17 protein-coding genes are annotated in these 14128 nt (G+C 56.4%); 10 read left to right on the top strand and 7 right to left on the bottom strand.

The annotated features are described in order from the left end of the window. Positions 1-9 precede the first annotated feature (9 nt). From AM379_RS04065 to citG, 7 genes are read left to right on the top strand one after another with little or no spacing between them, the layout of a single operon-like run. Positions 10-873, top strand: coding sequence for a fumarylacetoacetate hydrolase family protein (locus tag AM379_RS04065; RefSeq protein WP_014171588.1), 864 nt, complete (start codon positions 10-12; stop codon positions 871-873). 10 nt (positions 874-883) lie between these two features. After that, on the top strand, positions 884-1909 hold the full coding sequence (gene citC / locus AM379_RS04060; RefSeq protein WP_014171587.1) for a [citrate (pro-3S)-lyase] ligase: 1026 nt from the start codon (positions 884-886) through the stop codon (positions 1907-1909). 16 nt (positions 1910-1925) lie between these two features. Beyond that, positions 1926-2219 (top strand): citrate lyase acyl carrier protein, encoded by a 294-nt coding sequence (citD, locus tag AM379_RS04055; RefSeq protein ID WP_020883681.1) that lies wholly within the window; start codon positions 1926-1928, stop codon positions 2217-2219. Beyond that, on the top strand, positions 2216-3091 hold the full coding sequence (citE, locus tag AM379_RS04050; protein ID WP_014171585.1) for a citrate (pro-3S)-lyase subunit beta: 876 nt from the start codon (positions 2216-2218) through the stop codon (positions 3089-3091). The genes citD and citE overlap by 4 nt, the downstream gene beginning before the upstream one ends. A 10-nt stretch (positions 3092-3101) precedes the next feature. Further along, positions 3102-4619, top strand: a complete 1518-nt coding sequence (citF, locus tag AM379_RS04045) for a citrate lyase subunit alpha (protein ID WP_106503481.1) — start codon at positions 3102-3104, stop codon at positions 4617-4619. Between the two features lie 2 nt (positions 4620-4621). Continuing rightward, positions 4622-5161, top strand: a complete 540-nt coding sequence (gene citX, locus AM379_RS04040) for a citrate lyase holo-[acyl-carrier protein] synthase (protein ID WP_025203251.1) — start codon at positions 4622-4624, stop codon at positions 5159-5161. Then, positions 5139-5948 (top strand): triphosphoribosyl-dephospho-CoA synthase CitG, encoded by an 810-nt coding sequence (gene citG / locus AM379_RS04035; RefSeq protein WP_032678954.1) that lies wholly within the window; start codon positions 5139-5141, stop codon positions 5946-5948. The genes citX and citG overlap by 23 nt, the downstream gene beginning before the upstream one ends. Before the next feature lie 17 nt (positions 5949-5965). Here citG and AM379_RS04030 read toward each other — a convergent pair whose 3' ends face one another. From AM379_RS04030 to mutY, 4 genes are all read right to left on the bottom strand, one after another. Further along, positions 5966-7222 (bottom strand): nucleoside permease, encoded by a 1257-nt coding sequence (locus tag AM379_RS04030; RefSeq protein WP_020883685.1) that lies wholly within the window; start codon positions 7220-7222, stop codon positions 5966-5968. Positions 7223-7461: 239 nt separating this feature from the next. Beyond that, positions 7462-8538, bottom strand: coding sequence for a membrane-bound lytic murein transglycosylase MltC (gene mltC / locus AM379_RS04025; RefSeq protein WP_025203253.1), 1077 nt, complete (start codon positions 8536-8538; stop codon positions 7462-7464). Positions 8539-8594: 56 nt separating this feature from the next. Next, positions 8595-8867 carry an oxidative damage protection protein gene (locus AM379_RS04020; protein WP_013098674.1) on the bottom strand — a complete coding sequence of 91 codons (273 nt, stop codon included), beginning with the start codon at positions 8865-8867 and terminating at the stop codon, positions 8595-8597. Positions 8868-8893: 26 nt separating this feature from the next. Next, a complete protein-coding gene (mutY, locus tag AM379_RS04015) occupies positions 8894-9946 on the bottom strand; it encodes an A/G-specific adenine glycosylase (RefSeq protein WP_168769596.1) in 1053 nt (350 codons plus the stop codon). 144 nt (positions 9947-10090) lie between these two features. Between mutY and trmB the strand changes: the two genes are divergently transcribed. The 3 genes from trmB to AM379_RS04000 are packed head-to-tail and all read left to right on the top strand — an operon-like array spanning position 10091 to position 11909. After that, a complete protein-coding gene (gene trmB, locus AM379_RS04010; protein ID WP_020883687.1) occupies positions 10091-10810 on the top strand; it encodes a tRNA (guanosine(46)-N7)-methyltransferase TrmB in 720 nt (239 codons plus the stop codon). After that, entirely contained in the window at positions 10810-11136 is a 327-nt protein-coding gene (locus AM379_RS04005; RefSeq protein WP_020883688.1) for a YggL family protein, read from the top strand. Before trmB ends, AM379_RS04005 begins: the two co-directional genes overlap by 1 nt. Before the next feature lie 56 nt (positions 11137-11192). Then, on the top strand, positions 11193-11909 hold the full coding sequence (locus tag AM379_RS04000; RefSeq protein ID WP_020883689.1) for a DUF2884 domain-containing protein: 717 nt from the start codon (positions 11193-11195) through the stop codon (positions 11907-11909). A 61-nt stretch (positions 11910-11970) separates the two neighbouring features. Here the strand turns inward: AM379_RS04000 and AM379_RS03995 are convergent, their stop codons facing one another. From AM379_RS03995 to AM379_RS03985, 3 genes are all read right to left on the bottom strand, one after another. Beyond that, the gene (locus tag AM379_RS03995; RefSeq protein ID WP_106503480.1) at positions 11971-12333 is read right to left on the bottom strand and encodes an endonuclease domain-containing protein; all 363 of its coding nucleotides are present in this window, start codon (positions 12331-12333) and stop codon (positions 11971-11973) included. Between the two features lie 63 nt (positions 12334-12396). Beyond that, positions 12397-13539 (bottom strand): radical SAM family heme chaperone HemW, encoded by a 1143-nt coding sequence (hemW, locus tag AM379_RS03990; protein ID WP_106503479.1) that lies wholly within the window; start codon positions 13537-13539, stop codon positions 12397-12399. Then, complete coding sequence (locus tag AM379_RS03985; protein WP_014171572.1) at positions 13532-14125, bottom strand: XTP/dITP diphosphatase; 594 nt, start codon at positions 14123-14125, stop codon at positions 13532-13534. Before AM379_RS03985 ends, hemW begins: the two co-directional genes overlap by 8 nt. Positions 14126-14128 lie beyond the last annotated feature (3 nt).

The following is a 14128-nucleotide window of genomic DNA, read 5'->3' as shown; positions in this document are numbered from 1 at the left end:
GAAAGAACAATGAAACTCGCAAGCTTTTTATACCAGGGAACACGCAGCTACGGCATCGTTCAGGCCGAAGGTGTGATTGATTTAGGTCGCCGTCTCGGCGACCGCTACAGCGACCTCAAAGCGCTGCTGCAGGGCAACGGGCTGGCCGAGGCCACCCGTTATCTCAACGACGCCGTGGATGTCCCTCTGAATGCCATCACCTTCTTACCGGTGATTGAGCAGCCGGAAAAAATCCTCTGCGTGGGTATGAACTACGCCGACAAACGCAAAGAGTTTGACCAGCACAACCCGGCGCCGACGCTGTTTGTCCGCTTCCCGGATTCGCAGACCGGCCACAACGAACCGGTGCTGAAGCCGCGTCACTCCAGTGAATTCGACTACGAAGGAGAGCTGGCGGTCATCATCGGCAAAGCCGGAGAGAACATCAGCCGTGATGAGGCGTTGCGCCATGTGGCGGGTTACAGCTGCTATATGGACGGCTCCGCCCGCGACTGGCAGCACACCTGGTTTACGGCGGGCAAGAACTGGCGTCAGACCGGAGCGTTTGGCCCGTGGATGGCGACGGCTGATGAGATCCCGGACCCGCACCAGCTGGCGATCCGCACCTGGCTTAACGGCCGTATGGTGCAGGAAGACAACACCAGCAGCATGATCCACAAGGTCGCGGAGCTTATCGAATACATCAGCACCTTTACCCGCCTCAGCCCGGGCGATGTGATCATCACCGGCTCCCCTGGCGGCGTGGGCAAAAAGCGCAACCCGCCGCTGTTCATGAAAGAGGGCGATCGCATTGAGGTGGAGATCGAGCATATCGGTCATCTGAGCAATGTGATCATGGAAGCGCCCGCCACCGGGCTTGCGGCAGCACACTGAGTAAAACGGCATGAACAGTCAACCCACTATTGATTTTCGCCACACCCTTGTGGCGAAACACCCGGAACGCTTAAGCCAGATCCGTTACCTGCTGGCAGACAGCGGCCTTGGCCTGGACAACGACATCACGCTGTTTGTCGAAGCCTGGTCCGGCACGCAGCTGGTGGGTTGTGCCGGGCTTGCCGCTAACGTCATCAAGTGCGTGGCGGTAAACGAGCAGCTTCGTGGGGAGAACCTCAGCGCACGGTTGCTGGCAGAGGTGGAAAATGCGGCGCTGGAGCGCGGCCATTTTCACCTCTTCCTCTGCACCCGTCCGTGCAACAAGGAGCGCTTTGGCCGCAGCGGCTTCTGGCCGATTGCCCAGAGCGGGAACAACGCGGTGCTGATGGAGAACACCCCGCAGGGGATCCAGCGCTACTGCCGCGCGCTCAAGTGTCAGCGCAAGGCCGGGAAGAAGATTGGCGCGATCGTGATGAATGCGAATCCGTTTACCCTCGGCCACCGGCATCTGGTCGAGCAGGCCGCGGGGCAGTGCGATGCGCTGCATCTGTTTGTGGTGCGCGAGGATGCCTCGTTCTTCCCGTTCAGCGCCCGGCTAGAGATGGTACGGGCGGGCGTGGCGCATCTGCCGAACGTGATTGTGCATGAAGGATCGCAGTACATCATCTCCCGCGCCACGTTCCCGGCCTACTTCCTGAAAGAGACCGGCAAAGTGCAGCAGGCGTGGAGCGAAATCGATGTGCTGATCTTTCGGGACTTCATCGCCCCGGCGCTGGGTATTACGCATCGCTTTATCGGTTCGGAGCCGTTTTGCGATATCACCCGTCAGTACAACCAGACCCTGCACGACCTGCTGGCCTCACAGATTGACGTGGTGGAAATGCCGCGCATCAAGGTCACCGGCAACGCTATTTCCGCGTCGGAAGTCCGCCGCTTGCTCAAGACACAGCAGTTTTCCCGGATCCGGGAGATTGTCCCGGACTCCACCTTCGCGCACCTCGAAACGCATTACCGTGCGAGTGCGGAAGTCGCATAACTATCAGGAATTTATCATGAAAATTGTAAGGGAGGCGCTGGCCGGTACGCAGGAGTCCAGCGACCTGATGGTAAAAATTGCCCCCGCTCAGGGTGAGCTGGAAATTATCATCCACAGTGAAGTGATTAAGCAGTTTGGCGAACATATTCGCCAGGTCGTTAACGACACATTGCGCGCCATGAACGTGCACCAGGGATTAATTATTGTTGAAGACAAAGGGGCGCTGGACTGTGTGATCCGCGCCCGCCTGCAAAGCGCGCTCCTGCGCGCAGCCGATGAGCCGACACTCAACTGGGGGGCGCTGAAATGAGCAAACTCCGCCGCAGTATGCTGTTCCTGCCGGGCGCAAACGCCGCCATGCTCTCTACGGCATTTATCTACCGCCCGGACTCCATCATGTTTGACCTTGAAGACGCCGTCGCCCTGCGCGAGAAGGATACCGCGCGCATGCTGGTGTTTCATGCCCTGCAGCACCCGATGTATCAGGATATCGAAACCGTGGTGCGCATTAACCCGCTGAGCACGCCGTTTGGCTTGCTGGATCTGGAAGCCGCCGTGCGGGCAGGGGTGGACGTGATTCGATTGCCGAAAACCGACACCCCAGAGGATATCGATGAGCTGGAAGGGCATCTGGCACGTATCGAGCGTGAATGCGGGCGCGAGCCGGGCTCGACCCGCGTCATGGCGGCTATTGAATCGGCGATTGGGGTGATTAACGCCGTGGCCATTGCCCGCAGTTCTCCGCGCTTAATCGGGATCGCGCTGGCTGCCTTTGATTATGTGATGGACATGCAGACGGAACGCGGGGATGGCACTGAGCTGTTTTATGCCCGCTGTGCCGTGCTGCACGCCGCCCGCGCCGCGGGTATCGACGCTTTCGACGTGGTGTGGTCGGACGTTAACGATGAAGCCGGCTTCCTGCGTGAGGTCGATTTGATCCGCAAGATGGGCTTTAACGGTAAATCGCTGATTAACCCACGTCAGATTGACCTGTTACATAACGCCTATGCCCCAACCCAGCAGGAAGTGGATCACGCGAAACGGGTGATTGAAGCTGCAGAAGAGGGGGAGCGTAACGGCCTGGGCGTCGTGTCGCTCAACGGCAAAATGGTCGATGCCCCTATTATTAACCACGCGCAGATGGTGCTGGAACGCGCGGCGGCCTCCGGCGTGCGTCGTTAAGGATTACACAATGAATCAGACAGAACTTCTCCATGTGAATTTCCCCCATCTGCGGGACTTAAAACCGTTTGATACCGCCCACAGCGCAACGCCATGGCTGAACAGCCCTGACGAAAAACACACCCGTAAGCTCTGTGCTTCGGTCGAAGAGGCGGTGTTACGCAGCGGGTTACAGGACGGGATGACCGTCTCCTTCCACCATGCGTTTCGCGAAGGCGACCGGGTGATCAATACCGTCGTGGCGCTGCTTGCGCGTATGGGCTTTAAAAACCTGACGCTGGCTTCCAGCTCGCTGATGACCTGTAACGACGCGCTGATCGAACACATCGAAAGCGGCGTTATCACCCGGATTTACACCTCCGGTATGCGGGGCAAGCTGGCGGACGCTATCTCACACGGGTTGATGGCCGAGCCGGTACAAATTCACTCCCACGGCGGGCGCGTGAAGCTGTTGCAGGACGGCGAGCTGAATATCGACGTGGCGTTTCTTGGCGTGCCGTGCAGCGATGAATTTGGCAACGCCAACGGCACGCACGGGAAATCGTGCTGCGGCTCGCTTGGCTATGCAATGGTGGACGCGCATTTCGCCCGCAAGGTGGTGCTGCTGACCGAAGAACTGGTGCCGTTCCCGAATATGCCTGCCAGCCTGGTGCAGGATCAGGTGGATTACATTGTGCAGGTGGAGAGCGTGGGTGACCCGGCGAAAATCAGCGTCGGTGCAGCTCGCGTGACCAGTAATCCGCGTGAGCTGATGATTGCCCGCTACGCGGCGGATGTGATTGAACATTCAGGCTATTTCAAACCCGGTTTTTCCATGCAGACCGGCTCCGGTGCGGCGGCTACCGCCTGTACCCGCTTTATGGAGGAGAAAATGGAGCGCAGCGGCGTGAAGGCGCGCTTCGCGCTCGGGGGCATTACCGGCAGCCTGGTGGATCTGCACGAGAAAGGCCTGATCGAAAAGCTGCTCGATACCCAGTGTTTCGACGGCCAGGCCGCGGCCTCGCTGGTACGAAATCCGAATCATGTGGAGATCTCCACCAACGTTTATGCCAACCCCGGCAGCAAGGCAGCAAGCTGCGACCAGCTTGATGTGGTGATCCTCAGCGCCCTGGAAATTGACGTCGATTTTAACGTCAATGTTATTACCGGCTCTGACGGCGTAATGCGTGGGGCATCCGGCGGACATTGTGATGTGGCCGCGGCGGCGAACCTGACCATCGTGGTCGCCCCCCTGCTGCGTAGCCGTATTCCAACCGTCGTGAAGCGGGTGACCACCCGGCTGACGCCCGGGGAGAGCATCGACGTGCTGGTTACCGATCACGGCATCGCGGTTAACCCGGCACGCCCGGAAATCCGCGAACGACTGCTTGCCGCAGGTCTCAACGTTGTCGATATCAACGCGCTTTTCGAGCGGGCGATATCACTGACCGGCGTACCAAAACCCATTGAGTTTACCGACAAAATCGTCGGTGTGATCCGCTACCGCGACGGCAGCGTCATCGACACCGTTCGACAGGTGAAGGAGTAATGATGACTGTAGCGACACCCGTGCGGGCGGGTGTCAGCCTGGAGGAGCTGCTGGCGGCGAAAGAGCGCCGTGCAGCACGCCAGACTGACTGGCTCACGCACTATCAACAACCGGTGATTTCTCTCACGCTCGTTACCCCCGGGGAGATCAAAGACAGCCTGCGCTATCGCAATACGATGGGCGTGGCATTGCAGATGTGCGACCAGCTGCTGTGGGAAAACCGCTGGCAGGTGCTGGACCGCCAGGTGCTGTGGCTGCCCACCGGGCCAGAAGCAATCTGGTGCGTGGCGCATCCGGCGGCGGAAATCAAAGCGCACTGTACGGATCTGGAGCAGACTCACCCGCTCGGCAGGCTGTGGGATTTGGATGTGATCTGCCCGGTACAGGGGCATGTGGGGCGCCAGTCTTTAGGGGCACACCTCCGGCGCTGTCTGGTATGTGATGAGCCTGCCCACGCCTGTTCCCGTTCGCGTAAGCATCCTGTAGAGCAGGTGGTGGCTCGCGTGGAGAAGATGATCGATGACTGGTTTGCTCGCGACTAACCCGCAGCCATGCGATGTGCCAGGGCTCGCCGAAGAGGCGTTATGGCAGGAGCTGGCGTTGACGCCAAAGCCGGGTCTGGTGGATAAGCTCAACAACGGTGCACACCGCGATATGGACCATGCGCTGTTTGCCCGCAGTATTGCGGCTATCACCCCGTGGTTTGCGCGCTTTGCAGAGCTGGGTCATACCCATGCGGATAAACCCGTGGCGGAACAAATACGGATCATTCGCCCGATGGGCATTGCCTGTGAACAGGCAATGTACGCTGCAACATGCGGGGTGAACACGCATAAAGGCGGCATTTTTGCCCTCGGTTTGCTGTGCTTTGCCGCCGGACGTGTGAAACACGCCACGGCTGAGAGCCTCTGTAGTGAGGTGAGTCACCTCTGTCGCGGGCTGGTGGCGCGTGAGCTGGCAGCGCGCAGTGGACAGGCGACGGCAGGGGAGCGGCAGTTTCAGCAGTATGGGTTAACCGGCGCGCGGGGCGAAGCGGAAAGCGGTTTTGCTACGGTGCGTGCAGCGCTGGCGCAATGGAACGGGCACGCGCTTCATGACCTGCTGCTGCGCCTGATGGCGATGAATCAGGACAGTAACCTGGTGTCGCGCGGCGGTATGGAAGGGCTGCGCTATGTGCAGGGTTATGCGCGGGCATTACTGACGCGTGGCTGGGATCGTGATGCATTAATACAGATGGACAATGCGCTCATTGAACGGAATTTAAGCCCGGGGGGCAGTGCGGATTTATTGTCGGTAGGATGGGTGCTGGCGAAATTACCCCTCTCCTGAAAGGAGAGGGGTAATCATTAATGCGCGATAGGCTGCGCAGCGTGCGGTTCGCGTACGTGCTTGTACTTGAACAGTGCGATAAACGCGAAGAACAGTACCAATGAGTACGCGGCGAAGATAAGCCACACGGGCTGCCAGTTGGTGATGCCGTTAGTGGTGTACATCTCAACCACTTTACCGCTCACCACACCGCCCAGAATACAGCCGAAGCCGTTGGTCATCATCAGGAACATACCCTGAGCACTGGCGCGAATTTCAGGTTTCACCTCTTTTTCCACAAACACCGAACCAGAGATGTTGAAGAAGTCGAAGGCGCAGCCGTAAACAATCATCGACAGAACCAGCAGCACGGTACCGAACGGGCTTGGGTCGCCGTAGGCAAACAGACCGAAGCGCAACATCCATGCAGCGATACTGATCAGCATGACGTTCTTGATGCCGTAGCGGCTCAGGAAGAACGGGATGGTCAGGATGAACAGCGTCTCAGAGATCTGAGAGATGGACATCATCACTGACGCATGTTCAACGATAAAGCTGCCAGAGAACAGCGGGTTATTGTCGAAGCTGTGCAGGAAGGTGTTGCCGAACATGTTGGTGATCTGCAGTTCCGCACCCAGCAGCATGGAGAAGATAAAGAAGATCGCCATGCGTTTGTTTTTAAACAGCGCAAAGGCGTCCAGACCGAGCATGGTGCTCCAGCTCTGGTTTTTCTGCTGGTTAGACACCGGAATATGCGGCAGGGTCAGGGTGAACAGCGCCAGCACCACGGAGAGTGCCGCCCCGATGTAGAGCTGCATATGGCTCAGTTCGAAGCCTGCGAAGCTCACGCCCCACATTGCCATGATAAAGCCGATGGTGCCCCAGATACGGATTGGTGGGAAATCGGTGACGATTTCCATACCGGCAGATTTCAGGCGGTAGTAGGAGATGGTGTTGATCAGGCCAAGCGTTGGCATATAGGCCAGCGAGTTAAACAGGATCACCATGAACATCGCCCCCGGCGTGGTGACCTGGGCTGCCATAAACAGCGTCCCCGCACCCACCAGATGGCAAAGCATGTACAGCCATTTCGCACTTAACCATTTATCCGCCACGATCCCCAGCAGCGTTGGCATAAAGACAGCCGCAATGCCGAGCGAGCTGTAGACGGCACCGATAGACGCACCATCGAACTTGAGCGTCACAAACATATAGGAGCCGAGTGTAGTCAGCCAGCTACCCCACAGGCAGAACTGCAGAAACGACAATATTTTAAGCTGCAGCTTAAGGTTCATGTTACTTTCCTCACAAGTGAGCGGGAGATATGTTGTTATAGGAACATTCAGGGTTGTTATTTGATGCAATTCTATCAGCAGGCGAGGTTATGTTTTGTTACCTCCCGCAAAAAAATGCAATCCACATTAATTTGCAGTTTGGATTGTGATGCAAATAACATTTTCGTATGGGTGGGAGCGGGGAGGGAGCGGTCTGATGCCCTCACCCTCTCCCACAGGAAGAGGGCAGGGTAAAGGGTTTAGCGTCGACGGTAGTTTTTTTGCGCCGTGTTCACTTTATACAGATAACGACGCGATTCCGCAGACGGGTGTCGGGTGGTGAGCGTGGAATAGACATCCCCCGGCGCCATACTGTTGATGATATTCGCCGCCTGCACTTTGTCACTCGAGAAGACGCGCAGGACGCTGCCCGCCCCGCCGTTATACGCGGTGATCACCGCATAGCGACGTGATGTCGGGTTATCAATTCCCCCCAGGTAGACATTGTTGAGCATCGCCAGGTAGGCGGTGCCGGTATCAATGTTGCTTTGCGGATCGAACAGATAACTGCGGCTCGGCGTACCGGATTTCCCCTGAGCGCGGAAGACGTCTTTACCTGCGCTGTGTTGCACGACCTGCATCAGTCCCAGCGCGTCGGAACGGCTTACCGCGTACGGGTTAAACGACGATTCGGTCTGCATGATCGCCAGGATCAGCGACTCATCCACGCCGTACTTACGCGAGGCCTGACGCACCATGCCAATGTACTTATGCGCACGTTTATCGAGGTGGTTCGGCACGAGGTTAATGGTGACGCTGTAGATGATCTTCAGGCCGTTAGAGCGGCTTTTCAGGCGCGTCTGCAGCAGATAATCGGCAAATTTTGTGGCACGCCCTTCCCAGCGAATGGCCTGTCCGGTCTGATCGACAACCTGGCCGTACAGGAACGGTTCTTTGGAGATGGTGATGTCATCGGCGTCGGAGTAGAGATCGATTGAGCCTGGATCGTCACCCATCAGCAAGGTTTTCACGATCGCCTGACGTAACCGTGCGGCAGGTTCGGTGCCTGCGATGGTTTCAACCGTGATAGTCCCCTCATCAAAGTTGATGTGGCTACGGGTCTGATAGGCGTCGGTGTACTTAACGTAGTCCTTAGGTCCGGCAATAAGAACTTCGTTAAATCCCCATATATTTTCGATGTTATGGGCAAACTGCCCCATCAAAATGTCAAAACCGTTGGTGTCCTTTATCCAGGCTTCGTTGTAATCATCGCCTTTTTTGGAAGAACAAGAGACAAGCAACGGCGCAACAAGGGCTAGCGCTAAAAATTTTTTCATCATTCCGGGAGTGCGTGTTGTGTTTGCTTGTACGGCGGAGTTGCCCCCGCACGCTGTTATTTTTCCGGCGGCGTATAGCCTTCGATGTGGACGTCTTTGCCTTCGAACAGGAAGTTCACCATCTCCTGCTCAAGCAGCTTGCGGTGCTCCGGGTTCATCATGCTGAGTTTCTTCTCGTTGATCAGCATGGTCTGTTTTTTCTGCCACTGTCCCCAGGCTTCTTTGGAAATTTCGTTATAGATGCGCTTACCCAATTCGCCCGGATAAAGCTGGAAATCCTGGCCTTCAGCGTCACGCTGCAGGAAAGTACAAAAAATAGTTCTGGCCATACTCATTCCTCTGTTGGTGGCTGATGCTAAACCATTGCACCGGCACGTAATTGCTGTAACAGGCGCTCCACGGGAGCCGCCAGCCCGACTGATGGCGGTTGCGCTAAGTTATACCAGAGAGCCGCTCCTTCATCCATGCAGGCGGTGATTGAGGACACGGGAAGCCACATCGGTACAATATCCAGATGGAAATGGCTAAAGGTATGACGAAACGCGGTCAGCTGCGTCAGGTTATCGGCAGCGATGCCGCGCTGTTTAAGCCATTCCCGTAACAATTCTTCATCTTCAAACTGTGGGAAGCAGTATAGACCACCCCACAGGCCGCTCGGCGGCCGCTGCGCCAGAAAGACGCCATCGCCATGCTGCATCAACAGCATGTAGCCGGTGCGCTCTGGCAGCGTCTGCTTTGGCTTTTTGCCCGGATACTGCGCCCATGCGTGGTTTGCATAAGCCACGCAGAGATTATTGACCGGGCAAAGTTCGCATTTCGGTTTTGATCGCGTGCAGACCATGGCCCCCAGGTCCATCATCGCCTGGTTAAAGCGCTCCACGCCTTTTGCCGGGGTAACCGCTTCGCTGATCTCCCACAGCCGTTTTTCCACCTCTTTTTTTCCCGGCCAGCCGTCAACGGCATAGCATCGTGCGAGGACGCGCTTCACGTTGCCGTCGAGGATCGGGAAATGCTTGCCCAAAGACAGGGAGAGGATCGCGCCTGCGGTTGAACGTCCGACGCCGGGCAAATCGGCCACTTCATCGAAGGTTTCCGGAAATGTGCCGTGGTGTCGGGTCGCCACCTGCTGCGCGGCTTTATGCAAATTGCGCGCACGGGCGTAGTAACCGAGACCGGTCCACAGGTGCAGCACCTCGTCTAATGGCGCATTGGCCAAGTCGGTCACCGTTGGGAAACGTGCCATAAAGCGCTCGAAGTAAGGAATCACCGTGGCGACCTGCGTTTGTTGCAACATCACTTCGGAGAGCCATACTTTGTAAGGCGTTTTTTCAATTTGCCAGGGCAGGGTTTTACGCCCGTATTTGTCGTACCAGTCCAGCACCTGGGCTGAAAATTGAGAGGCTTGCATGGTCATCGATTCGCATAATCAGGGACGCCGATTGCAGCACAGCGTCAATCTGCTGTAAACCGGATCTTTCCCATGCTTGCATAGAAGCCTTAACTTTGGATAATGCCCGTTTCCCGAACATTCTCACAAGCAGACAACTCTTTTATGAAAAACGACGTCATTTCACCGGAATTTGATGAAAACGGTCGCCCGCTGCGCCGTATTCGCAGCTTTGTCCGCCGTCAGGGTCGCCTGACCAAAGGGCAGCAACATGCGCTGGACAACTACTGGCCGGTGATGGGCGTTGAGTTCAGCGAGCAGCCTCTGGACTTTACCGAGCTGTTTGGTCGCGACGCGCCGGTAACACTGGAGATTGGCTTCGGTATGGGGTCTTCACTGGTTACCATGGCCCACGCGCGCCCGGAGCAAAATTTCCTCGGCATTGAGGTGCACTCACCAGGCGTAGGCGCATGTCTGGCAACGGCTCATGAAGAGGGCGTTGAGAACCTGCGCGTTATGTGTCACGACGCGGTTGAAGTGCTGCACAAAATGATTCCTGACAATTCTTTGACCATGGTTCAGCTCTTTTTCCCTGACCCGTGGCACAAAGCACGGCATAATAAACGCCGTATCGTTCAGGCGCCGTTTGCTGAGCTGGTAAAAAGTAAGCTGAAACTGGGCGGTGTCTTCCATATGGCGACCGACTGGGAACCTTATGCGGAACATATGCTGGAAGTCATGTCGTCTCTGGACGGGTATAAAAACCAGTCTGCAAGCAACGACTATGTACCGCGTCCGGATTCACGTCCGGTGACAAAATTTGAACAGCGTGGCCATCGTCTTGGTCACGGCGTATGGGACTTAATGTTCGAGAGGGTGAAATAATGGCAAAGAATCGTAGCCGTCGTCTGCGTAAAAAAATGCACATCGAAGAATTCCAGGAAGTGGGCTTCTCCGTTGCGTGGCGTTTCCCGGAAGGCACCAGCGTAGACCAGATCGATCAGGACGTAGATGCGTTCATTAATGAAGTGATCGAGCCAAACAAGCTGGCCTTTGATGGTAGCGGTTATCTGGCATGGGAAGGTCTGATCTGCACCCAGGAAGTCGGTAAATGCACCGAAGAACATCAGGCGCTTGTACGCAAATGGCTTGAAGACCACAAACTGGAAGATGTCCGCGTCAGCGAACTTTTTGACGTTTGGTGGGACTAATTAAGCAGTAAGGGGCCAGCATTAGCTGGCCCATTTTGTCTGAGGGAGTGTTTAAGATGCGCAAAACGTTGCTGGCTGTTGCCTTAATGGCAACCGGATTCACCGCTCATGCGGAGTATAAATGTAGCGTCACCCCGCGTGATGACGTGGTGTTAAGCCCGCAAACCGTGCAGGTCAAAGGCGAGAACGGTCATCTGGTGATTACGCCGGACGGGAACGTCACATTTAACGGTAAACAGTACAACCTGACCCCCGCTCAGCGTGAGCAGGCGAAAGACTACCAGGCCGATTTGCGTACCGCGCTGCCGTGGATTGATGAAGGTGCCCTGACGCGCGTAGAGAAGAGCCGCGTCGCGCTGGATAAGATCATCACCAAAGAGGTGGGAGAGAGCAGTAACATGCGCACCCGCCTGACGAAGCTCGACAAACAGCTGAAAGAGCAGATGAACCGCATTATTGAGCATCGCTCCGACGGCCTGACGTTCCATTACAAGGCAATAGATCAGGTTCGTGCCGACGGTCAGCAGCTGGTGAACCAGGCAATGGGTGGCATTCTGCAGGACAGTATTAACGAGATGGGGGCTAAAGCGGTGCTGAAAGGCGGCGGTAACCCACTGCAGGGCGTGCTCGGTAGCCTGGGCGGTCTGCAGACCTCGATTCAGAACGAGTGGAAGAACCAGGAAGACGATTTCCAGCAGTTCGGCAAAGACGTCTGTAAACGCGTAGTGTCGCTGGAGGATAGCCGCAAGGCGCTGGTGGGGACGCTGAAGTAATTTCCCCTCACCCTAACCCTCTCCCCAAAGGGGCGAGGGGATGGTTTGCTCCCTCTCCCTTTCAGAGAGAGGGCCGGGGTGAGGGTTGCAGCATTTGCAGTGTTTCAAGGATCTTTTCTAACACCGCCTCTTCGTTATTCCAGAGTTCGTTGTTCCAAAATCGAATGACATACCAGCCTTTCTCGTTAAGCCAGCACGTTCTTTGACGATCGTATTCCTGCTTTTCATCATGTTGCTCGCCATCCAGTTCAATAGCCAGATGAGCCGCACAGCAGGCGAAATCCAGAATGTAGTGATCTACAGGATGTTGTCGACGAAATTTATAATTTTCGAAACGGCGGCTGCGCAGTAGATACCAAAGCCGTCTTTCTTCTTTTGTCAGCTCCCGTCTGAGCTGTTTTGCATAAGTTCGAGTAATATCCATCCCCACACTTTGCCAGCCTTTCCCTCAGCCGGCAGAATGGGGTGCAAAATCCTGAATCAGCCTTCAGGAATCTTCTGCGAGGAACAACTCAAGGAGGGAGTTTAAAAACAGTTTGCCGTGCTCGGTGATCTGCCAGTAATCCTCACACTCGGTGAGATATCCCTGCGCCAGCGCCTCGTCAATCTGCGGACGAATCGTGGTTTCCGGCAATCCGGTATAACGCGCAAACTCCGCACGTGGTGCGGGTTCCAGCAAGCGGAAGCGGTTCATAAAGAATTCAAACGGTTTATCCGCCGCCTCAACATCATGCTGACGTTCAAGGTAGCGGCCTTCCATGTAACCACGCGGATGACGCGTTTTGGCGGTACGCAGGATGCGCCCGTCAGGGAAGGTCACTTTACCGTGTGCGCCACAGCCAATCCCCAGATAATCACCAAAGCGCCAGTAGTTCAGGTTGTGCTGACACTGGTAACCCGGCTTCGCGTATGCGGAGGTTTCGTATTGCTGATACCCTGCCGCGGTCAAAAGCTGATGACCTTGCTCAAAGATATCCCACAGGGCGTCATCATCCGGCAGCACCGGCGGACGGGAACCAAACAGCGTGTTTGGCTCAATAGTCAGCTGATACCAAGAGAGATGCGGTGGGTTAAGCGCGATCGCCTGACGCAGATCGTCCAGCGCTTCCTCCAGCGACTGATCCGGCAGGCCGTGCATCAAATCCAGGTTAAAGCTGCGCAGGCCTAAGCCAGTGGCCAGGTTTGCCGCGCGCTTTGCCTCTTCCGGGCCGTGAATGCGTCCAAGACGTTTCAGCTTCGGCTCGCTAAAGCTCTGGACACCGATCGAGATGCGGTTCACGCCTGCACGTTGATAATCGACAAAACGGTCGGCTTCAACGGTGCCGGGGTTGGCTTCCATTGTTATTTCAGCATCCGCGGCCAGGTTCAGGCGCGCACGCACGCCGTCCAGCAGCGTTTGCATCGCCGGGCCAGAAAGCAGGCTCGGCGTACCGCCACCAATGAAAATGGTCTTAACTTCACGTCCCTGTGCGTAAGGTACATCGGCATCGAGGTCGGCCAGCAGATGCGCAACGTAGTCATCATGCGGCACTTCACCTTTCAGCGCGTGCGAGTTGAAATCGCAGTACGGGCATTTCTGCACGCACCACGGGATGTGAATATAAAGACTCAGAGGTGGCAAATTAGCCATTACGCAGTGCTTCCAGTAACAGTTTCAGGGCGCGTCCACGGTGGGAAATCGCGCTTTTCTCTTCGCGGGACAGTTCCGCAGCGGTTTTGCCCTCAGACGGGACAAAGAAAATCGGGTCGTAGCCAAAGCCACCACTGCCTGCCGCTTCACGGGTAATCACACCCGGCCAGCTGCCGTGGCAGACGACTGGCGTAGGGTCTTCGGCATGACGCAGATAGACCAGTACGCAGTGGAACTGAGCCTGGCGTTTATCATCTGGCACGTCTTTAAGCGCGACAAGCAGCTTTTCCAGATTCTGCTGGTCGGTGGCATCGACGCCAGAATAGCGTGCGGAGTAGATACCCGGCGCACCGCCAAGGGCATCTACCGCCAGACCGGAGTCGTCGGCAATCGCGGGCAAACCGGTAATCTGTGCGGCATGGCGCGCTTTCAGGATCGCGTTTTCGATAAACGTCAGCCCTGTCTCTTCGGCGGAATCCACACCCAGTTCGGTCTGTGCAACGACATCCAGTCCAAAATCATTTAATAGCGAGGCCAGCTCGCGCACTTTACCGGCGTTACCGGTAGCGAGAACAACTTTCTGCATGGT

It is taken from the genome of Enterobacter cloacae complex sp. FDA-CDC-AR_0132 (genome assembly GCF_003010695.1).
Taxonomy (GTDB): domain Bacteria; phylum Pseudomonadota; class Gammaproteobacteria; order Enterobacterales; family Enterobacteriaceae; genus Enterobacter; species Enterobacter ludwigii.
The sequence above is the reverse complement of the archived record's forward strand: the minus strand, read 5'-3'. Positions and strand labels throughout refer to the sequence as shown.